Origin of the sequence: Robertmurraya siralis (assembly GCF_005502275.1) — a bacterium.
In the GTDB taxonomy this organism is placed as follows: Bacteria; Bacillota; Bacilli; order Bacillales; family Cytobacillaceae; genus Robertmurraya; species Robertmurraya siralis.
On record NZ_SWLZ01000006.1, the window covers coordinates 61,871 to 87,893 of the forward strand.

The 26,023-nt window shown below is 38.3% G+C and carries 23 protein-coding genes; 7 read left to right on the top strand and 16 right to left on the bottom strand.

Annotated features, from left to right (window positions below; genetic code table 11):
* Positions 1-35: 35 nt before the first annotated feature.
* The 10 genes from FCJ93_RS09930 to liaF form a co-directional block, all read right to left on the bottom strand.
* Positions 36-608, bottom strand: a complete 573-nt coding sequence (locus FCJ93_RS09930) for a TetR/AcrR family transcriptional regulator (RefSeq protein WP_095309889.1) — start codon at positions 606-608, stop codon at positions 36-38.
* Positions 609-668: 60 nt separating this feature from the next.
* Entirely contained in the window at positions 669-1,904 is a 1,236-nt protein-coding gene (locus FCJ93_RS09935) for an MDR family MFS transporter (RefSeq protein WP_137743605.1), read from the bottom strand.
* 367 nt (positions 1,905-2,271) lie between these two features.
* Positions 2,272-3,684: a protoporphyrinogen oxidase gene (hemY, locus tag FCJ93_RS09940; RefSeq protein ID WP_137743606.1), complete on the bottom strand. Its 1,413-nt coding sequence runs from the start codon at positions 3,682-3,684 to the stop codon at positions 2,272-2,274.
* Between the two features lie 225 nt (positions 3,685-3,909).
* Entirely contained in the window at positions 3,910-4,839 is a 930-nt protein-coding gene (gene hemH, locus FCJ93_RS09945; protein ID WP_095309883.1) for a ferrochelatase, read from the bottom strand.
* Positions 4,840-4,921: 82 nt separating this feature from the next.
* Positions 4,922-5,968, bottom strand: a complete 1,047-nt coding sequence (hemE, locus tag FCJ93_RS09950) for a uroporphyrinogen decarboxylase (protein WP_095309881.1) — start codon at positions 5,966-5,968, stop codon at positions 4,922-4,924.
* Positions 5,969-6,105: 137 nt separating this feature from the next.
* Positions 6,106-7,920, bottom strand: coding sequence for an ABC transporter ATP-binding protein (locus FCJ93_RS09955; protein WP_095309879.1), 1,815 nt, complete (start codon positions 7,918-7,920; stop codon positions 6,106-6,108).
* A complete protein-coding gene (locus FCJ93_RS09960) occupies positions 7,901-9,652 on the bottom strand; it encodes an ABC transporter ATP-binding protein (RefSeq protein WP_137743607.1) in 1,752 nt (583 codons plus the stop codon). Before FCJ93_RS09960 ends, FCJ93_RS09955 begins: the two co-directional genes overlap by 20 nt.
* Before the next feature lie 126 nt (positions 9,653-9,778).
* Complete coding sequence (locus tag FCJ93_RS09965) at positions 9,779-10,420, bottom strand: response regulator (RefSeq protein ID WP_095309875.1); 642 nt, start codon at positions 10,418-10,420, stop codon at positions 9,779-9,781.
* Between the two features lie 3 nt (positions 10,421-10,423).
* A complete protein-coding gene (locus tag FCJ93_RS09970; RefSeq protein ID WP_137743608.1) occupies positions 10,424-11,461 on the bottom strand; it encodes a sensor histidine kinase in 1,038 nt (345 codons plus the stop codon).
* An 11-nt stretch (positions 11,462-11,472) separates the two neighbouring features.
* The gene (gene liaF / locus FCJ93_RS09975) at positions 11,473-12,276 is read right to left on the bottom strand and encodes a cell wall-active antibiotics response protein LiaF (protein WP_373315098.1); all 804 of its coding nucleotides are present in this window, start codon (positions 12,274-12,276) and stop codon (positions 11,473-11,475) included.
* Positions 12,277-12,508: 232 nt separating this feature from the next.
* On the opposite strand from liaF, the gene FCJ93_RS09980 reads away from it, so the two are divergent.
* From FCJ93_RS09980 to FCJ93_RS09990, 3 genes are all read left to right on the top strand, one after another.
* Complete coding sequence (locus FCJ93_RS09980; protein WP_095309870.1) at positions 12,509-13,906, top strand: hypothetical protein; 1,398 nt, start codon at positions 12,509-12,511, stop codon at positions 13,904-13,906.
* A 222-nt stretch (positions 13,907-14,128) separates the two neighbouring features.
* Positions 14,129-15,175, top strand: coding sequence for a lactonase family protein (locus tag FCJ93_RS09985; protein WP_095309868.1), 1,047 nt, complete (start codon positions 14,129-14,131; stop codon positions 15,173-15,175).
* A gap of 212 nt (positions 15,176-15,387) precedes the next feature.
* Positions 15,388-16,581 (top strand): M20 family metallopeptidase, encoded by a 1,194-nt coding sequence (locus tag FCJ93_RS09990; protein WP_095309866.1) that lies wholly within the window; start codon positions 15,388-15,390, stop codon positions 16,579-16,581.
* A gap of 483 nt (positions 16,582-17,064) precedes the next feature.
* Here the strand turns inward: FCJ93_RS09990 and FCJ93_RS09995 are convergent, their stop codons facing one another.
* Both FCJ93_RS09995 and FCJ93_RS10000 read right to left on the bottom strand, forming a co-directional pair.
* Positions 17,065-18,150, bottom strand: coding sequence for a DUF4179 domain-containing protein (locus FCJ93_RS09995; protein ID WP_170211280.1), 1,086 nt, complete (start codon positions 18,148-18,150; stop codon positions 17,065-17,067).
* Complete coding sequence (locus FCJ93_RS10000; protein WP_095309862.1) at positions 18,134-18,697, bottom strand: sigma-70 family RNA polymerase sigma factor; 564 nt, start codon at positions 18,695-18,697, stop codon at positions 18,134-18,136. Before FCJ93_RS10000 ends, FCJ93_RS09995 begins: the two co-directional genes overlap by 17 nt.
* Positions 18,698-18,867: 170 nt before the next feature.
* On the opposite strand from FCJ93_RS10000, the gene FCJ93_RS10005 reads away from it, so the two are divergent.
* Positions 18,868-19,353 carry an NUDIX domain-containing protein gene (locus FCJ93_RS10005; protein ID WP_095309860.1) on the top strand — a complete coding sequence of 162 codons (486 nt, stop codon included), beginning with the start codon at positions 18,868-18,870 and terminating at the stop codon, positions 19,351-19,353.
* Positions 19,354-19,747: 394 nt separating this feature from the next.
* Here FCJ93_RS10005 and FCJ93_RS10010 read toward each other — a convergent pair whose 3' ends face one another.
* The 3 genes from FCJ93_RS10010 to FCJ93_RS10020 form a co-directional block, all read right to left on the bottom strand.
* A complete protein-coding gene (locus FCJ93_RS10010; protein ID WP_095309858.1) occupies positions 19,748-20,473 on the bottom strand; it encodes an EcsC family protein in 726 nt (241 codons plus the stop codon).
* A 112-nt stretch (positions 20,474-20,585) separates the two neighbouring features.
* Complete coding sequence (locus tag FCJ93_RS10015; protein ID WP_095309856.1) at positions 20,586-21,794, bottom strand: ABC transporter permease; 1,209 nt, start codon at positions 21,792-21,794, stop codon at positions 20,586-20,588.
* Entirely contained in the window at positions 21,787-22,527 is a 741-nt protein-coding gene (locus FCJ93_RS10020) for an ABC transporter ATP-binding protein (protein WP_095309854.1), read from the bottom strand. The genes FCJ93_RS10015 and FCJ93_RS10020 overlap by 8 nt, the downstream gene beginning before the upstream one ends.
* A 613-nt stretch (positions 22,528-23,140) precedes the next feature.
* Between FCJ93_RS10020 and FCJ93_RS10025 the strand changes: the two genes are divergently transcribed.
* The 3 genes from FCJ93_RS10025 (at position 23,141) to FCJ93_RS10035 (ending at position 25,533) form a co-directional block, all read left to right on the top strand.
* Positions 23,141-23,560 carry an HIT family protein gene (locus FCJ93_RS10025; protein ID WP_137743609.1) on the top strand — a complete coding sequence of 140 codons (420 nt, stop codon included), beginning with the start codon at positions 23,141-23,143 and terminating at the stop codon, positions 23,558-23,560.
* Positions 23,561-23,805: 245 nt separating this feature from the next.
* Positions 23,806-24,885: a 3-phosphoserine/phosphohydroxythreonine transaminase gene (gene serC / locus FCJ93_RS10030; RefSeq protein WP_095309850.1), complete on the top strand. Its 1,080-nt coding sequence runs from the start codon at positions 23,806-23,808 to the stop codon at positions 24,883-24,885.
* Positions 24,886-25,002: 117 nt separating this feature from the next.
* On the top strand, positions 25,003-25,533 hold the full coding sequence (locus tag FCJ93_RS10035) for a tryptophan transporter (RefSeq protein WP_095309848.1): 531 nt from the start codon (positions 25,003-25,005) through the stop codon (positions 25,531-25,533).
* A 52-nt stretch (positions 25,534-25,585) separates the two neighbouring features.
* Here the strand turns inward: FCJ93_RS10035 and FCJ93_RS10040 are convergent, their stop codons facing one another.
* Positions 25,586-25,777 (bottom strand): hypothetical protein, encoded by a 192-nt coding sequence (locus tag FCJ93_RS10040; protein ID WP_095309846.1) that lies wholly within the window; start codon positions 25,775-25,777, stop codon positions 25,586-25,588.
* Positions 25,778-26,023 lie beyond the last annotated feature (246 nt).

The window sequence follows — 26,023 nt, forward strand, 5'->3', positions numbered from 1 at the left end:
CATATGGTCATTTCTTTAAAAAAATCAAGGATTACCTATTTGGATAATCCTTCAAAAATGTATTGCTCTAACACTTTAGCAATCTTTTCTTTTGACAGTGGTTCATGGTTTTTTTCCCAATCAAAAATAAGAGCAACGTACAACTTCAACATAACAAAAGAAGTGAGTTCCGGATCGCATCGTTGTATTTCACCTTTATTGATGGCCTTCACGATTTTATCCTTAATAAAATTTAAAATCGCCTTCTCAATGCGTTCTATTACTTCCATTGCAGCAGGGGTACGCATTTCTCTCCCTTCCTGAAAAAGCTTGATCGTGAGCTGATGTTCCAAACGAAACTCCAAGATGCGATAAAGAGCTCTGTGGACATTCTCTTGAAAAGTCAATGTTTCATCGATTGCCTCTTCGGCCGCTATTTTCATCTCCTTAATAAGACTGTTCGTAATCTCGTCAAAGAGTTCTTCCTTTGTACTGAAGAAAGTATAGATCGTGCCCTTGCCAACATTAGCAATTTTTGCAACTTGATCCATCGTTGTTGCTTTAAAACCAAATTGAGAAAACGAATTAGTTGCTGCATCAACAATCATTTTCCTTCTATCAACGACCATTTCATCACCTCTTTTGACCAAATGTCCAAATTAGTCAGTAAGTACAATTGCTATTTTACCCTACTCAGTTGATTTGTCAACAGAAAACAATTTGAATAAATGAGCATAGAGATAAATACTAAACAAAGAAGAGGCAAACAAAATACTTAAAATCCATACGGGTTCAAGCCATTCGGATAAAAATAAAGTGATCGGTGCAAGAAATCGGCCAATTGTATATTGCAAACTGTCCGCTCCCATATATTTACCAACTGACTCCCGTGGAGCATAGCGGCTTACAAAACTCTCCATTACCGGTGAACGGACTATTTCCCCAAATGTAAAAACGACCGTCACCAAAAATAAATACCAAATATTTGTACTTATCCCTAATGCAAGCATCCCTGTTCCCGATAAAAAGGAAGAGAGAATAAATATATCTCTTTCATCACGGTTTTTCAGCCATTTCGTAACAGGCAGAACGAATAGAACAAATAAGAGACCGTTCAAGCCCAGCATCCATCCAAAAATTTCTTCACTCGTCAAAAAAAGAGACCATTGATTCCAACCGATAAACACTTGTGCGGGGACATGATTAATTACATAGATCGGCAAATAGAGATCCAACTGCATGATCGTCACGACTGCGAAAACACCTGCCAAAATGTATATGGCGAATATTTTATCACGAAAAATCTCCCGATAATCGCTCCACTGCGCCTTCATTACGTGACGAAGCTTTGATTTACTATGAATATCATGTTTTGTTTCTTTAACAATTAAATAAATCACCAGCGTATAGATAATTAATATAAGCGAGCATGTCCATAAAAGCTCATGACGATAATGAAAGAAAAATATCGCACCAAGAGCTGGTCCAAGAACGGCCCCAATATTTTTTGCGGTTGTAAAAGTTGCAAAGACTTGACGCCGCTCCGCTTCTGGAACTAAATCCGCTACCATCGCTGCACTTGGTGGACGATAAATCGCGCCACCAAAACTAATACCGATAAAGGCAAGGTAATCAAGCCAAGGGGACATAGATAGGGCAAAGAGGACAAACATCAATGCTTGAATAGATGAACCCATTAGCATCACATGTCTTCTCCCTATACGATCAGCAAGACTCCCTCCCGCGAGACTTCCAAATAAGCTGATAAGCGGAGGAATCGCCATTAGCATTCCTGCGGTAGAATTTCCTAATTCCGTACTAAAATAGAGTGCTATGAAAGGGAAATACATCCAAAAATGAAGGTTAAAGATCGCCTCTCCAAACAATCGCACCTTTAAGTTTAAATCCCAATGAAATACTTTCATAAGAGTCACCTTCCTCTTTTCGTTCCTGGCCAGGTTCCTCCAATATAAAAGAATTTTCAGATAAAATATAGACTGTTATTTAAAAATTTGTTATACTAATAATATGAAAATCGAGGATACCCGATTTTTAATTTAGGTGCAGCAAAAAACGAACATTTGCTCTTATTTAAAAAGACCAAATCCTTTACAGCGGATTTGGTCTTTCTGTTTTCGAAAAGATAAATACTTCTTCGATGAGCCCAATCAATAGCAGGCTTTATAAAATGTCAATGTTGATTGATTGCAATTCCATGAATGAGGAGAAAACAAGATTTCTCGAAGTGTAAAACTAAAGAATTGTTTGAGCAACAATATCGTTTAACAAAGCCTAATTAAAAAACTGCAACACTTTTTCGACTGCGGCTTCTCCTTGATCAATGCAGTCAGGAAGACCTAAGCCTTCAAATGAAGCACCGGCGATAAAGACTCCAGGTAGTTGCTGCTTCACTTGTTCAGTCACTTTCGCAAGCCGCTCTTTATGCCCAACAGTATATTGAGGCATAGCGTTTTTCCATCTCGATACAACAACGAGTTCAGGCTCCATTGTAATGTCCATCGTTTTGTTCATATCTTCAAGAACAATTTTGACAATCTCATCATCGGATAGCTCAACTATCGTTTCATCACCTGCACGACCAACAAAGCAACGCAACAATACTTTATCATCTGGACAAGAATGCGGCCATTTTTTATGTCCCCAAGTACAGGCTGTAATCGTATAGTCGCTATTTCTTGAAACAACGAAGCCAGTACCATCAATATCGTTGGCAATTGCTTCCTTTGGAAATGCTAATGCGACATTGGCCACAGATGTGGACGGAACCTTTTTAAATTCATTGAAAAATGGATAATCAGCAAATATTGTCGGTAATATTTGATGTGGTACGGTTGCGACAATGCTTTCTGCTAATAACAGCTCACCGCTGTTCAAGCTTATTTCATAACCAGTTTGGGTTTTCTTTACTTTTTCCACCCTCTGCCCTTTTAAAACCGTTCCTGGCCCCAGTCTCTCTTCAATCGCATCAACAAAGCTTTGCAGACCAGCTTTAGGAGTTAAGAACATTCCTTTCTTACTGCCTTTTGACTGTGGGCTTTTCTTTGGAGCTGGCGTCGCCTTTTTCATCCCTAACACAAGGCTTCGATACTTCTGTTCTACCTCATAAAACTGTGGAAAAGTGGACATCAAACTCATTTGATCAATATCACCAGCATAAATCCCTGACAATAATGGCTCAATTAAGTTTTCCACCACTTCATCTCCTAGCCTGCGTCTAAAAAAATAACCAAGCGATTGATCTTGTGCAGGATCAGATTTAGGCATAACAAAATCGGCCGCTGCCCGCATTTTTCCTGTTAGAGAAAACAATCCAGTTGTAATAAATGGTCCGATTTGCGTTGGGATCCCCATAATGGAACCACCTGGCATTGGATGGAGCCGTTCTTTCACTAATACATATGATTTTCCTGCAGTGTTGCTTACGAGTGTATCCCCAATTCCTACTTCCTCTGCAAGTCTGGAAGCACTTTTCTTTCGTGCTAAAAATGAATCTGGACCCCTTTCAATCACATATCCATCTTTCACGACCGTTTGAATCTTCCCACCTAATCGATGTGATGCTTCAACTAAAATAATCTCTAGTGGTAGGTTTTTCTCCCGTGCTTCTTTCTGTAAATAGAAAGCAGTTGTGAGTCCCGTAATACCTCCCCCAAGTATTACAACCCTTCTCTTTTTCTCTGACACAGTAAATCGCCTTCTTTTCATTTGATAGATTACTCAGTTTGCTGTATCAATGACACATAATAAAGTTCTTTTGCCAATCATTGTGACTGTTTTGATGGTCAAATAGTGTTCGTCACATTGTTGAGCTCCATGTTTTTATATGTTTAAAGATTGCTCTGAAAGGATGAAACACAAGGAGTTCAAGCTCATTTCACCCTGTCAGAACGGAATCATTTGCTCTGACATTTATTTTAATAACTTAAGCACTGCTGAAGCCATTGCGTCAATAAATAATGGATCTGTATTTGGCATTTCTGGGCGATAGTAGCTTACTCCAAGCTCGTCCGTAATCACCTTACATTCATAGTCATTATCGTACAGGACTTCTAAATGCTCTGCTACAAACCCAACTGGTGTATATACAAATGCCTTGAAGTGATGTTCGTCATACAATTCCCTCGTTAGATCTTGAACATCAGGTCCCAACCAAGGCTCTGGAGTATTCCCAGCACTTTGCCAACCTACATAATAATTTTTTACACCAGCACCTTCAGCGATTAAATCTGCTGTTTCCTGAAGCTGGTTCGGATAAGGATCACCAAGTTGCAGAATTTTTTCTGGTAAGCTGTGAGCGGAAACGATTAAAGCTGCATTATTTCGCTCATCCTCTGTCATGCTGTGAAAAGCTGCTTTCACCTTTTCGATCCAAAATTGAATGAATTTTGGCTCCTTGTACCAGCTATCTACTGATTGAATCGTGAGACCGCCTAGTTTCTCTGCCTCTTCCTTGGCACGTCCATTATAGGACTTGATGCTGAAAGTTGAGAAATGAGGGGCCAAAACAATACTTAATGCCTCTGTTATACCATCCTCATGCATTTGCTTCACAGCGTCCTCAATGAAAGGCTCGATATGCTTTAAACCGATATACAGCTTAAATTCTACTTCATCCTGAATTTTATTTAAGTGTTGTTGAAGCGCTGCTGCCTGATCATTTGTTGTCTGTGCTAATGGAGATAATCCTCCAATCGCTTCATAGCGTCCTTTTAAATCTAACAACATCTCATCTGATGGTCTTCGTCCATGGCGAATATGCGTATAATAGCGCTCAATATCTTCTTCTTTATATGGGGTTCCGTATGCCATTACAAGCAGACCCATTTGTTTTTTTGTCATTTTTTTCTATTCACCTCATGTTTACGTCTCTAAGCCATTATCTTGCCAAAAATTATATTGAAATATCAACTTTTATACCTATCTATTTGTGTAATTTGCTGGCTGAATACTCATGTATAAAAGTAGTTAGCTTCTTTAATGTTTCTGGATTCACTTGCGGGAATACCCCATGCCCAAGATTAAAGATAAACCCTTGCTGCTTCATTCCTTGATCCAAAATTGCCTTTGCTCTTTCCTCAATCACTTCCCAAGGTGCAAGAAGGATTGCCGGATCTAAATTTCCTTGAACTGTTTTCGTGATTCCCTTCATGCGAGCCTCTTCAATCGGTAAACGCCAATCCAAGCCAACAACATCCAACGGTAAATCGTGCCATTCAAGAGCAAGATGACTTGCTCCAACACCGAACATAATTAGCGGAACATTCTCTGAGCGAAGTTCTGAAAAAATGCGTGTCATGATAGGCTTGATAAAGGTACGGTAATCTGCCACATTCAATGCTCCAACCCAAGAATCAAAAATTTGTATTGCTTTTGCTCCTGCCCTTATCTGTGATTTTACATATGTAATCGTAGTACTCCCAAGTTTGTCCATTAAAGCAAACCATGCATCCGGCTGAGAATACATAAAGGCTTTCGTTTTATTATAATTTTTCGAAGGTCCCCCTTCGATCATATAGCTTGCTAATGTAAATGGTGCACCGGCAAAGCCAATTAATGGTACGGAAAGCTGCTCTTCCGTCAAAAGTTTAATCGTATTTAATACATATGGAACATCTGCTTCAGGATTAATTTCTCCAAGCTGCTCCACATCAGCGAAAGTACGAACCGGGTTTGCAATAACCGGGCCAATCCCTGACTTAATTTCAACCTCTACTCCGAGTGCAGGCAGCGGCGTCATAATATCCTTATATAATATCGCGGCATCCACATCATATTGCTCAACCGGAAGCCTCGTTACATAGGCACAAAGCTCTGGTTGATGCGTGATTTCAAAAAGTGAATACTTTTCCTTGATCGCCCTATATTCAGGCTGTGAACGACCTGCTTGTCTCATATACCATACAGGCACATAGTCCGTTTTTTCTCCCCTTGCTGCTTTCAAAAATGTTTCATTTATTTCTTTGACCATGAAATGAAGTCCACCTTTCAAAACTATCTATTCTAAAATAAGAGAATAGACTATTTTATACTCATTCTAATATAGCGTTTTCTACTACTGTTGTATACATTAGTGATTGAACTGTCAAAAAATAGACGTTTTTACCGTTATAGCACTTCAAATTGGTTGCGATACGACTCATAATAAAAACCCTTCTCTGCCATTAGCTTTTGATGCGAACCTCTTTCTATAATCTCTCCATTCCGTATCACCAATATGACATCGGCATTCTCAATTGTTTTAAGTCGATGGGCAATAACAAAGCTTGTCCTGCCCTTCATTAAATTTGCCAGGCCAGTTTGAATCTCAATCTCTGTTTTCGTGTCAATACTGGAAGTTGCTTCATCCAAAATTAAAATACTGGCATCTGCTAAAATCGCCCGGGCGATCGCAATCAATTGTTTTTGACCTTGACTTAAATTATTTCCTCCTGAAGACAAGAGAGTTTCGTAGCGATTCGGTAAATGTTTAATAAATTGATGGGCAGAAGCTGTTTTCGCAGCAAGAATAACCTCTTCATCACTCGCCTGTAAATTGCCGTAGCGAATATTTTCCATTATCGTACCTGAAAATAAAAATGTTTCCTGTAAGACAAGACCGATATTTTTACGAACATCCTTCAAGCGATAGTCTTTAATATCTTGTCCGTCGATCATCACACTTCCAGCATCTGCATCATAAAAGCGTGCCAGAAGGTTTATAATTGTTGTTTTTCCTGAACCCGTTGGACCGATAATAGCGATTGTTTGTCCTGCTTTGGCATGAATGGAAATATCTTTGAGAATTAATTGTTCTTTTGAATATCCGAAATAAACATGTGAAAGCTGGACATCGCCACGAAAGCTTCGAACTGGAATCGCAGCTTCATTTTCTTTTATTTCAGGAACTTCATCCAAAATTTCAAATGCCCTCTCGGCGCCAGCAATAGCTGCTTGGAAAGTATTGAGAAGACTTGACATTTGATTAATTGGACGGAAAAATTGCCGGGAATATGTTACAAACGCAGCAATAATGCCAACCGTGGCCAAATTATTCAATGTTAAGAGAGCACCTGAAGCGATGATAAAAACGAGTCCAAGATTGTTAATAAAGTTATTGACCGGACCTAAAAAACCAGACACCATTTCAGCCTTTTCCGAGGATTGTCTGAGTCGTTCATTAACACTAGAAAACTTTTTAAAAACATTATCTTCTTTTCCGAAAAGCTGAATGACCTCAAGGCCTGTAATCGACTCTTCGACAATTCCATTAAGCTCCCCTAAATCTCGCTGTCTCTTAATAAAATTGCTACTGCTATATTTAATCATTTTCTTGGTTGAAAAAAACATCACCGGAATGACACAAAGTGTAATCAATGCCATCATCCAATTGAGAGAGACCATCGCGATGATAACGCCCACCACTGTTAATACGGTGGACATTATTTGAATAACGCTCTGACTTATAGCATTATTCAATTGGTCGATATCGTTGGTGACTCTACTCATAAGCTCCCCTTGACTTCTCTTATCAAAAAATCTTAAAGACAAACTTTGCAATTGTTCAAAAAGCTCCTGTCTTAACTTTCGGATTGTTTTCAGGGAGATATTGATCATGAAGTAAGATTGAAGCCACGTAAATATCGAAAAAACAAGGTAAACAATCGCTAGAATGCTTACCATTTTGATTGTTCCGGCAATATTTTTGGCAATAATATATTGATCAATAATGATTCCGATCATATATGGGCCAACTAATCCTAATAAGGTTGTGGCAATAACAAGAACAATAACAAAGAAAAGATAAAGCTTCTCATTCTTCATGTACTGCCAAATTCTCTTTAAAGTCCCTTTACTATCCTTTGCCTTTTCAAATGGCCCTCTCATTTTTCCTCTTGTTCCTGTCTGACCTCTAGGGGAAAAACTAGTGGCTTGCTGTTTCATGGTAGCCATCCCCCTTTCCACCCTGTGTATAATAAATTTCCTGATATACGGAATTTTCTTTCAGCAATTCACGATGTGTGCCGTTGCCGACTACTTTTCCATCCTCCAGAACTAAAATTCGGTCAGCGCTCATGATAGAGGATATTTTCGAAGAAATAATAAATGTTGTTGCTGTCATAAAGTTTGTATTCAACGCATGCAAAATCTTTTTCTCTGATAATGCGTCAACTGCTGAAGTCGAATCGTCCAAAATTAAAATCGGCGGTTTTCGAACTAATGCCCTCGCTATCGATAATCTCTGTTTTTGACCACCGGAAAGATTATTCCCTCCTTGTGTTAACGGTTGCTCATAGCGTTTATCCAGTTTTTCTATAAATTCCGAAGCATTGGCAGATTTTGATGCGTCAGCAATCTCTTTAAGATCCGCATCCTCTTTGCCGTACTGTAAATTTTCCAATATTGTCCCAGAGAAAAGAGTTGCTCTTTGCGGGATAAACCCAATTGCTTTTCGCAACTGCTCAAGGGAATAATCTTTTATGTTTTTCCCATCAATGAAAATGTCTCCTGAATCAACGTCATATAGACGAGGCAATAATTTCACTAAAGTTGATTTACCACTGCCAATCGTTCCAATAATCCCCACTTTCTCGCCGGCTTTTACCTGAAAGGAAATGTTTCGAAGGACATATTCACCATTTTTACTGTAGCTAAATTTGACATCCCGAAATTCAATAGCGCCTTTAATGGTTGAAGGAGCATTATTTTCGTAATTTGAAATTTCCAACTCTACATCAAGTACGTCTTTGATTCGTTCTGCTGAAGGTACGGCTCTCGAGATAGACATCAGGACATGGCTGCTGCCTATAAGCGCATTCAAAGTAATCGTCAAATAGTTGATAAAAGCAAGAATAACCCCTACATTGCTTGTTCCTTCATCAACTTTAATGACACCAAGCCAAAGAGCAGCAACAATTCCAATATTAATAAGAAACAGCATAACCGGCATAAGCCCCATCATCATTTGACTGGCTGACAAATTCATTTTCGTCAGTTCATCATTAATACGAGAAAAACTCTTTTTCTCATAATTCTGTCTCCCGAATGCTTTGATTACGCGAATGCCCGCGAGATTCTCCTGCAACTTCGTATTTATTTTATCAACAGCTTCCTGAACTTTACGAAAAAGCGTCCCAGCCCGCTTCATAAAATACCAATTAACAAGTGCCAGTATTGGGATTAATATGAGTAAAATCGAAAAAAACTCTCTTGCTGAAACATATACGATAACAACACTTCCAATAAATAAGAGAGGACTTCTTACAAGAATTCTTAATGTCATCATCGTCGCTGCTTGAACAGACGTCACGTCATTCGTCGCAATTGTGATCAGCTTTCCAGTACCAAAGTGATCCTTATCTCTAGCAGAAAACTGTTCCATCTTCTTAAAAAGATCTTGACGAATATCTGTGGCAAAATTGACAGCGGCTTTTGTACTATAAATCGAACAGCCAAGCCCGCCAATTAAACCGATTACCGCTACAACCAGCATAAGCAGACTCATTTTAAACACATAAGAGTGATTCTGTTCAGCGATTCCATTATCGATAATATGCTGCATGATCATTGGTTGTAATAGATCCATCGCCACCTCGATGCACATAAAAAGGGGGCCAATAACAGCAAAGAAAAGATATGGTTTTAAGTATTTTAATAGATTAAAAAATGCTTGCATTTGACTAGCCTCGTTTACGACAATAGTAGAATATACAACGGATATATTATAAGCTTCATTTATTTGAAAAACAATTTAGGACATTGAATGCACTTAATGAAACCATGCTTCAATGTCCTAATTTACCTAGTGCTTATTTGTTTTTATCACTCCATTACGATTGGCATAAACTGCGGCCTGTGTACGATCAGCAACATCCAGCTTGCTTAAAATATTGCTTACATGCGTTTTCACCGTTTTTATCCCAATGAAAAGCTCGGCGCTAATTTCTTGATTATTCATCCCTTCGCCAATACACATCAGAACCTCAAGCTCTCTTTCAGTTAAATCATGATGAGGTTTTTTCTCCTGTTTCCGCAATCGATTCATCATCCGGTTCGCAACCTTTGGCTCAATAATAGGCTCTCCTGCTACTGCCTTTCGGATCGCCCTTACGACCTCATCAGCAGTCGCCGTTTTTAGCATGTAACTGAATGCCCCCGCCTCTATTGCCGGGAAAACTTGTTCATCATCATAAAAACTAGTGATAATAATAATTTTGCAATTCGGCTCATGCTGCAAGATTTCCCTTGTAGCCTCTATCCCATTGCCATCCTCCATTAATAAATCCATCAATACAACTTCAGGCCTTTTTTCAAGCACCAGCTTTATCGCTTCATTTCCACTTTTCGCTTCACCCACGACGTCAATTTCTGGCTCTGTAACTAAATAGGAGATAATTCCTTTTCTAACCATTTCATGATCATCAACGACGGCTACTTTAATCATTTGTTATTCCCCCCTAGTAGTTGGTATGCGAATATCGATATATGTTCCTTCTCTCTCTTTAGAACGAATATTGAAAACTCCTCCTACCTCTTCACATCTTTCCCGCATCGTTTTTAAACCGTAAGAGGCAACCCTTTCAATTGTCGGATTAAAACCTTTTCCATTATCAGAGATAAACAAATAAATATAACGCTCTTCCTCCGTCAATGAAATACTGATTTTTGACGCTTCAGCATGACGTAGAACATTTGATAAAGCCTCCTGAATAATGCGAAACAAATGCTCTTCTGCCGCTTTCGATATATGAACAATTTCATCAATACTCGCTTGAAATTCTATATTCGTTTTCCCTTTTAAATCTTGAATAAGCTTAATGACCCCGTCACACAGACGATCATCACTTAATTGAATCGGGCGTAAATGGAGAAGCAATGCCCTCATCTCACCTTGCGCATGTGCAGCAATTTTTGAGATTTCTTCTAACTGTTCCTTCGCTTTTTCATGATCAATTTCAAATAAGCGCAATGTTGCTGAAGACATCATACTTAAAGCAAAAAGCTGCTGACTGACGACATCATGAAGATCACGGGCCAGTCTTTGTCTTTCCTCCATCACCACTGCAGCATGTGCCGATTGCGCTAAAGAGGTTTTTGTATCAGCCAATCTTTGCAGCGAATGCTTTTGCTCCTCGATAAACTCAGCAAGTTGATTTAATTCCTCTGAAATCATTCCGATTTCATCGTTATCATTTACTTCAATGCGCCCGGGTAAATTGCCACTTCGCAAAGAGGAAACATACAGGAGGAGATCCGTTAACCTCCCCTTTAAAAGAGAGCTTGACCGATAGCCAAAATAAGCGCCCACAAATAAAAACACAATGAAGGCAATCATAGAAAACCAAAAGGTATTCTCAATTGTTAGCGTTATTGAACGATTAACCAATAATAGCTGAAAGCCAATAAACAGAATTAACGTGCTGATAAAGGCCATCATCAAATAGTTTTGTAAAAACCAATATCGGATGCTATTTAATTTTTTCAAAATTTTCGCTCCTATACCTTATCGATTCGAATTGAACCTATCTTAACGTTAATGGTTATTTTTAATTTTCTCGTCGCTTCATCATAACCTTGAGTCTTATAAAAGACGGTTCTATTCAATGTATTTCCCTTTATATCAAAAATTCGCACATCCCCTATTTTTGAATTAGCAGTAATGTTTACAGGAATATTTTCAGGAATTATCATTTTTATATCCGCGATACTCCCGTTGATTATTATTGGGGTTTCTCTCTCCGGGATGAAAGCTTTGCTTAAATCCAAAAAATAGTCACCAATTGAATTGTTTAGCACCATCGGCTCCAGCGCCCAATTGCTATCATTATAACTGACTTCACCAATCAAGCCGCTAACTATCTTTTTCTCATCCTGATCACTGTCGCTGAACGCAGGTTTTTTTGTAGAAAAATCAATATCAATCTGCCATTTGCTTTTTTTGAATAAGAGTGAGAGGGCCAGCAGGATAATCAATATCGGCCATAGCTTCCAAACATCTGCAAATTTAAAAACAATGACCTCAAATCTGTCCAAAATTAATAGACAGGAAAATAACAGTAACAATAGGCTGAAAGTGTATTTTTTTCTTTCCTTCCTCAATAAATTGCTAATAAACAAGCTCAATCCAATCCCCAAAAGGAAAAAGGGATATAAAACGACAAATAGTTCTTTCATTTCCAAGGAAATGACACCTATATTTATTAGCAGGAGAACAATTCCTAAAGCCAGCAAAAATAATGCAAATAAAGTTTGATTAATGGATTTCTGCTTCACAAAATTCCCCTTTCTTTCTAGTTCCATAGAGAGTAATTTATTCTGTCCATTTTCTGCTCCTGAATAAATAATCTCACTTGTTTAATAGTTTACTATTTTTTTCATAAATAGAAACAATCAATCGATGGTTTTTTCTCCGTCTCAAGACGGAGGAAGCTTTTTCACATTGTCCGCCTCTCGCACTCATTTTCTTTTCCAACATATTCTGTAAACACATATAGGGCAAATACCCTTTTAACCTAATTTAGGAGGAATGAAAATGGGCGTTGAGTTAACAGCGCTACATTGGCTTTACGTCTTGATCATATTTATCATCATTGGCTTTATGATCATGCGACGTGATACAACTTTCATTTGTATTGTCGGCATCTTTCTTATCGCAATAACCGCAACCGGTTCTTTAAGCGCCTCTGTAAGCAGTATTTTTACAAGTTTCATTTATGCAATTACAGAGCTTCTATCCACTATTCTTGTAATTTCCATTATTGTTGCAATGAGTAAGACCTTAACCTCAACAGGAATTAATGACGTAATGATCTCACCTTTTGCTAAATTGATTCGAACCCCGGCACTAGCTTATTGGACAATCGGGATTTTAATGATGATAATTTCTTGGTTTTTTTGGCCCTCTCCGGCAGTTGCCCTTTTAGGTGCCGTACTTCTCCCAGTAGCTTTAAGAGTGGGACTTCCCGCTTTAGGTGTAGCTATGGCTATGAATTTATTTGGCCATGGGATCGCCTTATCAGGTGACTTTATCATTCAAGCTGCGCCAAAGCTAACAGCAGATGCAGCTGGGTTGCCTGTTAATGAAGTGATTCAAGCGAGTATCCCACTAGTCGTGGTCATGGGACTGACAACCACTATCGCTGCCTTTCTTTTCTTAAAAAGGGATATGGAGCGTGGAAAATTAAGCATCGACAAGAACACCGTTTTTTCAAAAACGGACCCTCAAAATAAAAAAGAAAGCTTACTAACCATTACTCAAAAACGCTTTTTCGCCATTTTGGTACCGCTGCTATTTCTTTTAGACGTCTTAGCCATGGTTGTCCTTGATCTGACTGGTGGGGATGCAACAGCTCTCGTTGGTGGAACTGCGATATTGATTCTGTTAATCATTACACTAGCTAGTCATAAAAAAAAGGGGTTAGAAAAAACAACAGCATTTCTAATTGAAGGGTTTCAATTTGGCTTTAAAGTTTTCGTCCCTGTCATCCCTATTGCTGCTTTTTTCTACTTAGGCGACGCGGGTTTTTACAGCATCGTTGGGGAATACTTGCCAGACCATTCACAAGGCATTGTGAATGATTTAGGGATTGCGCTGGCAGCCGTTGTTCCTTTGAGCAAAGAAATTGGGGCCATTACATTAACGATTGTTGGAGCGATTACCGGCTTAGATGGTTCCGGCTTTTCAGGAATATCACTGGCTGGATCAATCGCCACTCTATTTGCCCATTCGATCGGTGCTGGAGCTGCAACCTTAACTGCTCTTGGGCAAATTGCCGCAATTTGGGTTGGCGGAGGCACTCTTATACCTTGGGCATTAATTCCCGCCGCTGCAATCTGTAATGTTGATCCATTTGAACTAGCTAGAAGAAACCTATTACCTGTAACAATCGGTCTTTTCGTGACAACAATTGTTGCCATGTTTTTAATTTAAAACGAAATGTCGGGGCCTTAGTTTTTTAGGCCCCGATTTCTTTACATAGGGTAAAGCTTTTGGAAGGCTCATAAATGCTCCACTCCCTTGACAATATGGATAATACAAATTACTGTACGTATCATTGATGTTTTAGTACACTGATGGTGGTTACAGCAGTATGTTATGAACGTATAAGGAAAAGATATGAATGCGATTAATAAGGCGATGGAGGAATTTATAATGACAAAATATACTGGTTTTATTGGTACTTATACAAAAGGGGATAGTAAAGGAATTTATTCATTTACCTTGGATACAGTTCTGGAAAAAATCACAGATGTACGGCTAGCAGCTGAGTTGGAAAATCCAACTTATTTAACTGTAAGTAGTGATAATCAGTATGTATACTCAGTTGTAAAAGATGGAGCTGCTGGTGGAGTTACAGCCTTCTCTCTTGATCACCATACAGGCGATCTCACCCACTTAAATAGAGTATTAGCAGATGGTGCACCTCCATGTCACGTGAGTGTAGGTAAGAAAAATAAAAACGTCTTTTCTGCCAATTATCACAAAGGAACGATCGATTCCTACTTAGTCAATGACGACGGAACACTACTTCCTGCCTCTTCAATTGTGAAGCACCATGGTTCAGGGCCAGACCCTCGTCAGGAAAAACCACACACCCATTATTCTGCTTTTACTCCAGATGAAAAATATGTAATTGCAGTGGAATTGGGAAGCGATAAAATTTATACATATGAAGTTTCAAACGGAGTCTTACAAGAGAAAAATCAGCTATCTGTAAAAGCTGGAAGTGGTCCTCGCCACATTGTCTTTCATCCAAATCAAAAATATGCCTATGTGATGACAGAATTTAGCTCGGAAGTTATTGTCCTTGGTTATAATGAACATGATGGTAGTTTTAATGAAGTTCAATACATTTCAACTCTCCCTAGAGACTTTCATGAAAATAACCAAGGAAGCGCCATTCATATTTCCTCTGACGGACAATTTGTTTATGCGGGCAATCGTGGTCATAATAGCATCGCAATTTTCAAAGTTGACGAAACGAAGAGCACGCTCACTTTTGTCGAGCACATTGCTACAGAAGGAAACTGGCCAAGGGATTTTGCCATTGATCCGTCAGAGAATTTTATCGTTGCTTCCAATCAGGAATCAAGCAATTTGGTGCTGTTCTCAAGAAATCCAGACACAGGTAAACTAACGCTACTACAATCCGATATTACTGTACCAGATCCGGTTTGTGTGAAGTTCTTACACGCATGATCGTAGCTTAGCTTTTTGACACTCATTTTTTGTTTCATTTAAAATGGTCTGTATGCCATCCAGCACTTGGCTGAAAAATAGCGAATTTCAAAAGGAAGTTAAACACCGCTTCCTTTTTTTCGTGTCTCAAAATAAATCATAAGTCTTCTTAGCAAACTTCTGTTATAATTATCAAAAAAGACTAAATCTTTTTATAATAAGGAGTGTTGATTATGCTCGAAAAGTTATATTCAAAGCTAGAAGGCTATTACGACGAAATGGTATCAATCAGACGCTATTTACATCAAAATCCAGAACTATCTTTTCAAGAAGTTAATACAGCCAACTACATTAAAAGCTTTTATGAAAATTTAGGAATTGAAGTAAGGGGAAATGTTGGCGGTAATGGCGTTGTTGCCAAAATTCACGGTGGCAAACCAGGACAAACGATCGCCCTTCGTGCCGATTTCGATGCCCTTCCAATTCAAGAAGAAAATGATGTACCGTATAAATCTCTTAATCCCGGAGTCATGCATGCCTGTGGTCACGATGGACATACAGCTACACTACTTGTTCTTGCTAAAGTACTGCATGAGCTAAAAGATGAATTAGAAGGTACATATGTAATGATTCATCAGCATGCGGAGGAGTATGCACCAGGTGGAGCCATTTCCATGATTAAAGACGGTTGTTTAGATGGAGTTGATGTTATTTTCGGAACCCATCTTTGGGCAAGTGAACCGACCGGAAAAATCCAATACCGCACCGGTCCGATTATGGCTGCCGCAGACCGCTTTGAAATCGAGATCCAGGGTCAAGGTGGACATGGGGCACAACCACACAGAACGAAAGATTCAGTTGTCATCGCCTCTCAACTCGTTCTTAATCTACAGCAAATTGTCAGTCGAAGAGTGAATCCAATTGATTCTGCCGTTATCTCTGTCGGCTCCTTTGTTGCTGAGAATGCCTTCAATGTAATCGCTGATAAAGCGAAGCTTGTTGGAACCGTAAGAACATTTAATGAAGAGGTTCGCTCCTTTATCGAACATGAAATTGAACGAATTGTAAAAGGAACATGCCTTGCTGCTAACTGTGACTATTCCTACGAATACAACAGAGGCTACCCTGCTGTCGTCAATCATGCGGAGGAAACGGATTTCCTTGTGGATTGTGTTAAAAGCGTCCCTTCTGTCCAAACGGTGGAAGAAGCCGAACTACAAATGGGCGGAGAAGATTTTGCCTACTACTTACAGCATGTGAAGGGCACCTTCTTCTTTACAGGAGCGAAACCAGAAGGGGTAACCATTGCCTATCCTCATCATCATCCAAAATTTGATATCGATGAAAAAGCGCTATTAGTGGCCGCAAAAGCATTGGGGTCTGCTGCACTCACCTATAAAGTGCAAATGGAAGAGGTTTCACTGTAATAGAGCTGGACAAAAGTTCTGAAGTCAAATTATAACAGAGAAGAGAAACGTATAAGTTAAATTAACGTAAAAGGCTAATGCCATAATTCCAAACTCATATGCGCTTAATCGAAGCCCCAGCAATGAGAATTGGTCAAATTAAGGGCAATAGTTTCTGCAATTTTATACTCGAAATCCACCTGAGCTCGTCCTCATAAACCCTTTATGAGAACGAGCTCAATTTGTGGATACTTTGTCCGCATGAGCTCTTTATGAGAATAAGGTTTCTTGGATCTATGTGATCTTTGTCCTCATGAACCCTATCAAAAAGTCTTTCTTTTTTGGGAGCTTCCAAGCTAGAGTATTAGTGGGCTCCCAAAAGTTATACTTTATACTGCCTCTCAAAAATTTAAAGGAAAACGAATTTCTGAACAGCCGCAATACTTTTTGGATAGCCCCCTTTGTTACTTGTAAAAATATCCACTTCTTTTTTTAAAATCTATTTTATTTTTCAATTTCTATTACAATTGGTTCAAGTTCAAAAACCTCATCAGGGGCTGAACTGTTTTCTTCACGATACACATTACCCCTTTCATCTGTTCCATCAGCTGCTAAGAGTCTCACTATCGGTATTACAATTAGTTTCGATGCACCAGGGTTCAGTTTTTCTAAAGTATAAGTATAATGGAAAATATCACCTTCACTATACCCACCGTCCCAACTACTCACATATACATTCCCTAAATCATCTTTTACTTCTTTAATATCAATAAATTCGAAGTCCCACTTTTCATCTACTTCTTTACTGATTGATACATCGTAATTGACGATAAACGACATAGGCGTATACGTGATCCTAGTAACATTAAAAGTAATGCCCTTTTGTTCTCTTACAAGATTCACTACTTGCTCGTGATGTTTTGTGGTTTTTAAATCAAACTCAAAATCCCAGTTTCCGCTAATCTGTTCTCCATCAATTGCAGAGTCAATCTTAAATCCTTCTATATTTAATTCAAAGTTACCTTCTGATAATCCTTTTCCATTAATAAGAAGTCTGCTAGTCATCATACCAACGTACTGATGATCTCCCGTCTTTTTTATCTCATATTTTCCTGCATGAAAGAAAGTGTGACTCCCTTTAATTTCAGGAAAACCAATAATTTCAGGTGATGGACCAAGATCTTTTTCACTTTCAATCTCATATGTTACATATAAAGCACGCCCATCAAACACCGCTTCATTGAGGGTTACTTTTATCCCTTGACCTTCCTTCACAAGATTGAGCTTATTCGCATTCGCATCATACTCCTTATACAAGCCATTTTCATTAAAGAGCTTGAAAATTCCGCCTATTATAGGAATCTCTTCTGCGAAAGTCGTAAATGATAAGCCAAATAGAGAAGCTGAGGAAATCCCAATAGCTATAGAGGCAGCAGTCATTGTTTTTTTCCATTTCGAAGGTTTATTCATGTGAATTTTCTTTTTTAATTCCTTTTTAACTTGCTCTCTTTCATGTTTGCTTACTTCTACATGCTCGAATTCATTTATATCAATGTCAACATCGTTTAAAAGTTCATAAATGTCCTTCATATAAATAGTTCCCACCTTTACTAGAGATTTCATGTTTAAGCTTCTTTTTCCCACGATGAATTCTGTTATTAACCGCTGACTTCGTCATTGCTAGCTGTTCAGCAATTTCCTCTGAGTTAAAATCCATCAAATACCTCATCATAAATATCTTTTGATCGGTCGGTTCCAGCTGGCTGAGCAATTCCATCAGATCATCCTCGCGCTCAACCTCCATCGAGGGTGAAGGCGGTACTCTTATATGCTCCAAAGAGAGTTCCTGCTTTTTGACTCCCCTTCTGTAATAATCAATCGCACGATATTTAGCAATGGCACAAATCCATTTCTTAAAATCTGTCTCACCATTGCCGCGAAATTTCTCGGCCTTTTGCCAGATGGATAGAAAAATATCATTTACACATTCCCCCACCATCTCTTCCTGACGAAGTGGTCCGATAACTTTATGCACAATTCCTTTTATAAGAGGCAGATAGCAATCAATAATATATTCAAGAGCATCTTCCTTTCCAGCTTGGAGACGTGTGATAAAGTTCGATTCATTGGATTTCATAAATTTTCTCCTTCACTTTTTTGTAAAAGCTTTTACACTATTAATAACGAAAGAAATAAAAATATTTTCTCATAGATTATTAAATTATTTTAAATTTCCTAATTATTTTACATTATGAAAAGTTCATGCGAAGATAGGAAATAAAAACCAAAAAAGAATGGAGCGATGGCATGGCTTCCCACATAAGAGTTAGAGCTTGTGCACTTATTATCGAAAATAATTCTATTTTGTTAGTAGAATTCAATGACCATCGAGGCTTACATTATAATCTTCCAGCTGGTGGCGTGGAAGCTAATGAATCAGTTATTGAGGCAGTTATGAGAGAAGCGAAAGAAGAGGCATCCATTGATGTGGAAGTAGGACCATTGGCGCTCGTTTATGAATATGCTCCGCACTTGAATAACGATAAATATGGGGGTGTTCAATCGTTGCAACTCATGTTTGATTGTAAAATCATAAATGGTACCACTCCCCAACTGCCAGCTAATCCTGACCCTAACCAAACCGGGGTGAAGTGGATTAAATTGAATGATTTATATTCCATAGAGCTTTATCCAAATATTCAAGAACAAATTATCCTGTATTCAAAAACAAAGGAAACGATTACCTACATAGAAGAACAGAAATTAGAACGATATGTAAAAATAGACGACTGATTCAATAGATCGCTCTGTTACTAGGAGGTCTTTTCAATAAAGATTTTGGTGTTGATTTTTTGCTCATTTTTTCTCTGATTCCATGGAAAGAAAGGTAAAAACGAGTTTTCACCTTTCTTTCCATGGAATCAGAAGACCTTTCAGCATAGCTGAAAGACGTGTGAAACTAAGGTTTCACACGAAATGAGCCAAAAATCATTTGGCAACAATATTAATATCGTTGTTTAACAAAGCCTTATGAAAAAGATAATCAGGCTCTCTTTATTACTTATATGGATCAGTGCTGCTCTCGTCATTTGCGCACTCATTTTCACCACAATGATAGTACGCAAACTTAAATCCTAAAAAAAAACGCCATCGACATTACATCAACAGCGTTTTATCTGGATTAATTTTAGTAAAGCCTTGGCGCATTTGCTAAAATTCGAATACGATAGGCATTTTTGGCAACCTCTCCTAAATGCTCCATTAAGTTGTAATTTGCATATGCTCCAACAACAGCCCCGATTCCTGGCAGGAGCTGCAGCATTTTGACAAAGTCAATATAATCACGATACTCCTGCTGGAATTGCTGCCAATCCATATCAATAATTTCCTTTATCCGCTCCTCCCAATTCTCAACGATTTGGAGCGTCTCTTTTCTTTTTTCATCGCTTGAAAAAGCGAGTTGAAAAATATGAAGGATAAACAGCCTTTCCTCATACTCCTTCGTATCAAAACCATACACTGCTGCCGCTTCAAAAAGAAATTTCATCTTAATGGACAAGAGCAATGGAAAGTCGGCTAAACCGAGCAAAATTCCTCCAGCACCTGTACCAGCACCTTCAACTGTTGCTGTTTTTTGATAAACAGCAATTTTTTCCACAAGTTTTTTTTCTCGCTCTTCCAACGATAAATTTCTTGCCATCTCCATTTTCGTTGTAAAACTGGAACCTGCTACCGTCATTTTTACCATATTTTTAATGCTATCCGTAATGACACTATGGACTTTCTCCGGAATCTTTTCGTTTATTTTATCCTGAGCTTTTTTTGATACTCGCTTAATTAAATTGGAGCGTTTCAAAAGCTTTCTTTTCCATGCTTGAACTTCCTCGTAAGCTTTTTGCTCGTAATCGTTCATCGTGGATACATCCTTTAACAACGTGATAATATAGCATACGACTATCCATCAAAATGGTTTCAAATAAATATCCACTATCTTTCCCATGAGGATTCAATTATATGTTTTCTTTCTAAACAATCGACTTTTTTCTATAAAAATTCACAAAAACATAACTAAAAGCAAGACCTGCACCAATCGCTATCAAAGCAGTAATCCATTCAGCTTTTAAAAACAGGGGCACTGATAACAATATTGTCTGAATCATTAAAATCTTCGTCAAAAATTTCTTGAACGAGCTGCTCTTCAATGATTCCGCTACTGGGTACAATTGAAGCCAGATTTTATTTTGGTGATGGTTCCATAAAGGGAATAATTGAAAACCAGTAAGAAATAGAAATAACAAAACGAACAATATTTGTCCATTTCCAAAGGTAATGAAATAAAGAGCGAGTATTCCGATGATTGTTAAGCGCATGAATATCCCTAAATAATCCCCACCGCGAATGAATGTCTGTATATACAAATGTGTATACACATTCTCATGCTGATACTTCAACATTCGCAAAAGCCAGTCCAACCATTTTCTCCTTTTCACTTGATCCCTTAATTTTGGAACATCAGTAAACATATTCGCCAATCGATAGAAAGACATCATGCGCTTTTCTTCCTGCTCAATTAAATAATCCCATTTAAGCCCCATATGCTTTGTCTGTGAAAAATAAAAAGCACAGAGTAGGGCATAGATCACGATAATCGGCATAAAAAACCAAAGCGAGGCATGTGAAAATAACAAATACAGAAATGCACCGTTTACAAAATAACGGACCATCGAATCCATTCGATGCACATTTACATCGACATATAATTGAACTCTCCAGCGAATGATAATATTTAATCCTTTTAACAAGCTCATGAGCACAAAAAATAAAAAGAAACCACTGTAGCTGCCTTCATTTACATGAGCATAGAGCGGCATGAAAATGCCTAACCCAATGAATAATAAATACACCTGCACAAAAAAGCTTACAATCATCGAACGTTGAAAATAAGGTTTAAGCTTCTCTTCAAGAGGAATGAGAAAAATCCGGTCAGCTTCCAATAAAAATGTAAAAATAGGACTGAAGGTAGCCACCAATGCTAAAATAATCGCCATTATGAGCGCTACAGGAAAATCATCGCTCAACGTACGAATCCATTCCTGATAATAATAAGCGGCAGTTCCAATTAAAAACACGAGGATAATAACGACATGGCCGTTAAAAATATAGCGAAAATACTTGCCAAGTTCTTTAACTGTATTTCCAAACCTTTGCTTCCATAGAACCTTTTCATCAAACATAGTCTTCTTCCTTTGTTAACTGAATATAAAGATCATCCAAAGTAGCATTCGGCATCGAAAATTGCTTTCTTAACTCTTCTAATGTTCCTTTTGCTCTCACATGTCCTTCGTGTAAAATGACAAAGCGATCACAGTAGCGTTCCGCCGTTGCCAAAATATGCGTCGACATTAAAATCCCCGCACCTTCATCCTTCATTTTTTTCATTAAATCAAGAAGTGATTGAATCCCTAATGGATCTAGCCCTACAAATGGCTCATCTACTATGTAAAGATTCGGTTGAACCAAAAAGGCACACATAATCATCACTTTTTGCTTCATTCCCTTTGAAAAATGGGCCGGAAACCACTTTAAGCGCTTATTCATGCGGAATTCCTTCAGTAATTGCTCTTTTCTCTCTGTAAAAATATTTTTCTCCAGCCCATAAGCCATCGCTGTCATTGACAAATGCTCATCTAATGTTAATTCATCATAAAGAATCGGGGTTTCAGGTACGAAAGTGAACTGTCTTCGATAAGATTCCATATTATCCTGAATTGATTTTCCATTTATGAGAATCTCCCCTTTTTGCGGCTCCATTAAGCCAATAACATGCTTAATCGTCGTACTTTTCCCGGCTCCATTTAAGCCAATTAATCCGACTATTTCCTTTTGATTGACTTCAAAAGAGACATTTTTTAAAACAGGGTTTCGAGTATAGCCACCTGTTACATCATTGATTTGCAGCAATGTCATCTTCAACAACTCCTACACTTAGTTAGCATCATTTTATCAAATTATTTTACTAAAAAATAGAAATAGCCCTTTTCTAATTGTTGTAAATGCTAACAGCAGCTACCTTTTCTCCCTTCATATACTACATGCATAATTCAATGAGCATGGGGCATGATAATATTCGAAGGGGAAAGTAATATGATGATGTAAAAATCATCAAAACTTTATAGTGATGTCTGTTAAGGCATATAACACTTAAGTTAAGCTTCCTAAGTTCAATAAGGGGATGGTTGTAGTGGACAATCAGTTCATGTAAACCAAAAGATCTAACGTTACACACATTTATAAAAATGGGGTGTTGGCGAAAGACTATCTACCTGCTTTATACGTTGAGAAACATATAAAGAAATAAGGGGATGGTACGCTTGAACTACAGATCGATTTCTCACTAGATAACAATCATGTAAAAATGAGGTGTTTATCAAAGAGAAATTACCCGATTTGCAGAACAAAAGGAATAAATTTCCCCTTCAACCGGCGGACGGGATTCCAAGTGAATCCTGTCCGTTCTTCTTTTTGTTTACGTTATTCCTGTGGTAAAATATACTAAAATATATGAAAAGGGGCTTTGAGAATGAATGATTGTATTTTTTGCAAAATTGTTGCTGGGGAAATCCCTGCAGCAAAAGTATTTGAAAATGAGCATGTAATAGCATTTCTAGATATTAGTCAAGTAACAAAAGGACATACGCTCGTCATTCCGAAAATACATAAAGAAAACTTATATGAACTAACGCCAGAAATAGCAGCCCATCTTTTTGAGATAGTTCCGAACATTGCAAATGCCATAAAAGGAGCATACGAACCAATTGGCTTAAATCTTCTTAATAATAACGGTGAAAAGGCTGGGCAATCCGTTTTCCATTATCACTTACATTTAATTCCCCGCTATGGCGAAGGTGACGGCTTTGGAGCTGTTTGGAAGTCACACCAAAACGAATATAAACCGGAAGACTATCAACAAATTGCAAGTGAAATCAAAGCGAATTTGTAAATCTTTGCACTGACTAAGGATGAGTTTCCATCACCTCCTTGGTCAGGTGCGTTAAAATCCCCCAAAAATCTCGTAATTTAACAAACACACATTCACACCTCTATAAAATGCATCTTTAGATATTTTATGACAATTTTGAAAATGACCATTTACACTCCCATTTATATTCTGTAGAATTTATCACATAAAAACTTTGATTCTTTAAAGCGATATTGTAAAAAAACTTGCCGGTGGAGGTTCATAAAATGACTCGAGCACTCAATTTTAATGCAGGGCCTGCTGCGTTACCTGAAGCAGTTCTTCAAGAAGCACAAAAACACTTATTGAATTTCAATGGGACAGGAATGTCTGTCATGGAATTAAGTCATCGTAGTAAAGATTATGAAGAGGTTCATGTTGGTGCCCAACAACAACTAAGGAAGCTATTAGCCATTTCTGAAAAATATGAAATCCTCCTTCTTCAGGGTGGAGCTAGTCTGCAATTTTCCATGATTCCGTTAAATTTATTAACGAAAGGAAAAATTGGCCACTATGTTTTAACAGGTTCATGGTCTGAAAAAGCACTTAAAGAAGCCAAAAAAGTCGGTCCTACTTCCATCCTTGCTTCGTCAAAGGAAGATCAGTATCGTTCCATCCCTTCCATTAAGACAGAACAGCTCGAAGGGGATGGTGCCTATCTGCATATTACAAGCAATAATACCATTTATGGGACCGAGTGGAAAACGTATCCCTCCAGCTCTATCCCACTCATCGCTGATATGTCCAGTGATATTTTAAGCAAACGCATCAATGTTGACCAATTTGGACTCATTTATGCTGGCGCCCAGAAAAATCTTGGCCCTTCTGGCTTAACAGTTGTCATTATGAAGAAAGACTTGATTTCAACTCCTCCTGACCATTTACCAACAATGCTGAGCTATGAAACGTACAGCAAGAATCAATCTCTTTATAATACTCCGCCAACTTTTGCCATCTATTTGTTAAAGCTCGTCCTTGATTGGGTAGAGAGTGAGGGCGGCGTAGAGGTGATAGAAAAAAGAAATCAAGAAAAAGCAAAACTCCTTTACGATGTTATTGACGAAAGTGATAGCTTCTATTCAGGTCATGCAAAACCTGATAGTCGCTCCAATATGAATGTTACCTTCACCTTACCGTCTGAAGAAAAAACAAAAGAATTTTTACATTTAGCACAGGAAAAAGGCTTTGTTGGTTTAAATGGACACCGCTCTGTTGGCGGATGTCGGGCCTCTATTTACAATGCTGTACCTGTGGACCATGTTGCCCAGTTAGCCGAGTTTATGAAATGGTTTCAAGTTCGTTCTTAATGCTTCTGGACGAAACGAATGTTTATGATATAATAGTAGAAAGCTTTTCGCTACAGGCAATGAGTGCACTGTAGGAGGGGCAAAGTTTGATTAGTCGAGATGAGGAGAGATGAGATAATGAAGACGAAAAACCTTGTTGCACTTGCCCTATTAGTTGGGATGGGTGCTGTATTGCATGCGGTGATGCCAGGCATCGTATTCGGAATGAAGCCAGATATGATGTTGGCCATGATGTTTTTAGGGATCGTTTTATTTCCTGACAGTAAGAGCGTCCTGCTCTTAAGTATTGTCACCGGGGTTATTTCTGGTCTAACAACGACATTCCCTGGGGGACTGATTCCAAATATCATCGACAAACCGATTACTGCCTTTGCAATCTTTGGACTATTTTTAGCCCTTAAAAATTTCCGTTCAAATATTGTCAGTATTGCCATTTTAACAGCATTAGGTACGATCATTTCAGGAATTGCATTTTTAGGCTCTGCCTATTTAATTGTAGGCTTGCCAGGTCCATTTGCAGCTCTCTTTGCAGGTGTTGTACTGCCGGCAACTGCCGCCAATACAATTGCCATGATTGTCCTTTACCCAGTTGCCCTAACAATTGTAAAGAGAACAAAGCTTACAACCGGGCAAACAGTCAACAGCTAAAAATTTTGTGAATACAAATTGGGAACCCAGACAATGGGTTCCTTTTTTTGTGTCATCGCAACGCTGTCACAAACATCCCCAGCAGCAAGAAAATGAGCCCAGCAAGAGCCAAGACGAAAGCTCGTCTCTTTAAAACTTGTTTAGGCGGATAAAAACCAGGCCTTTTAATGGACATTGTGTTATAAATGGCCCCGAAGATGAGGACCATACTTAAAGTAAATAATCCAAAAATGACACCGTCCAATTCCGCTCACCCCTTTTTCTCTCCAACTATATATCCCGGGCTTTTATTTTCTATCGTCCTCTAAAAAAAGGTATAATACATATATATGCAAAGTTTCTTTCGCTATGAGGCGAATGTCAAAGCTCTTTTACTCCTTTGTTGTCAATTGGCCAAGCTATACATATTTGTCATCAAGGACGATACCTATTTTTTAATTTAACTACTTATCAAGTTTGAACGCCCTGCGTTTAGAGCATTGATAGGAAC

What these genes read in the sequence shown, in the direction of transcription:
- FCJ93_RS09955 (WP_095309879.1), bottom strand. Translation starts at nt 7,920, where the DNA reads ATGAAACAGCAAGCCACTAGTTTTTCCCCTAGAGGTCAGACAGGAACA.
- FCJ93_RS09960 (WP_137743607.1), bottom strand. Translation starts at nt 9,652, where the DNA reads ATGCAAGCATTTTTTAATCTATTAAAATACTTAAAACCATATCTTTTC.
- FCJ93_RS10035 (WP_095309848.1), top strand. Translation starts at nt 25,003, where the DNA reads ATGAAGACGAAAAACCTTGTTGCACTTGCCCTATTAGTTGGGATGGGT.
- hemH (WP_095309883.1), bottom strand. Translation starts at nt 4,839, where the DNA reads ATGACAAAAAAACAAATGGGTCTGCTTGTAATGGCATACGGAACCCCA.
- FCJ93_RS09930 (WP_095309889.1), bottom strand. Translation starts at nt 608, where the DNA reads ATGGTCGTTGATAGAAGGAAAATGATTGTTGATGCAGCAACTAATTCG.
- FCJ93_RS09965 (WP_095309875.1), bottom strand. Translation starts at nt 10,420, where the DNA reads ATGATTAAAGTAGCCGTCGTTGATGATCATGAAATGGTTAGAAAAGGA.
- FCJ93_RS09935 (WP_137743605.1), bottom strand. Translation starts at nt 1,904, where the DNA reads ATGAAAGTATTTCATTGGGATTTAAACTTAAAGGTGCGATTGTTTGGA.
- FCJ93_RS10015 (WP_095309856.1), bottom strand. Translation starts at nt 21,794, where the DNA reads ATGTTTGATGAAAAGGTTCTATGGAAGCAAAGGTTTGGAAATACAGTT.
- FCJ93_RS10000 (WP_095309862.1), bottom strand. Translation starts at nt 18,697, where the DNA reads ATGAAATCCAATGAATCGAACTTTATCACACGTCTCCAAGCTGGAAAG.
- hemE (WP_095309881.1), bottom strand. Translation starts at nt 5,968, where the DNA reads ATGGTCAAAGAAATAAATGAAACATTTTTGAAAGCAGCAAGGGGAGAA.
- serC (WP_095309850.1), top strand. Translation starts at nt 23,806, where the DNA reads ATGACTCGAGCACTCAATTTTAATGCAGGGCCTGCTGCGTTACCTGAA.
- FCJ93_RS09985 (WP_095309868.1), top strand. Translation starts at nt 14,129, where the DNA reads ATGACAAAATATACTGGTTTTATTGGTACTTATACAAAAGGGGATAGT.
- FCJ93_RS09995 (WP_170211280.1), bottom strand. Translation starts at nt 18,150, where the DNA reads ATGAAGGACATTTATGAACTTTTAAACGATGTTGACATTGATATAAAT.
- FCJ93_RS10005 (WP_095309860.1), top strand. Translation starts at nt 18,868, where the DNA reads ATGGCTTCCCACATAAGAGTTAGAGCTTGTGCACTTATTATCGAAAAT.
- FCJ93_RS10010 (WP_095309858.1), bottom strand. Translation starts at nt 20,473, where the DNA reads ATGAACGATTACGAGCAAAAAGCTTACGAGGAAGTTCAAGCATGGAAA.
- FCJ93_RS09990 (WP_095309866.1), top strand. Translation starts at nt 15,388, where the DNA reads ATGCTCGAAAAGTTATATTCAAAGCTAGAAGGCTATTACGACGAAATG.
- FCJ93_RS10025 (WP_137743609.1), top strand. Translation starts at nt 23,141, where the DNA reads ATGAATGATTGTATTTTTTGCAAAATTGTTGCTGGGGAAATCCCTGCA.
- FCJ93_RS09980 (WP_095309870.1), top strand. Translation starts at nt 12,509, where the DNA reads ATGGGCGTTGAGTTAACAGCGCTACATTGGCTTTACGTCTTGATCATA.
- liaF (WP_373315098.1), bottom strand. Translation starts at nt 12,276, where the DNA reads ATGGAACTAGAAAGAAAGGGGAATTTTGTGAAGCAGAAATCCATTAAT.
- FCJ93_RS10020 (WP_095309854.1), bottom strand. Translation starts at nt 22,527, where the DNA reads ATGACATTGCTGCAAATCAATGATGTAACAGGTGGCTATACTCGAAAC.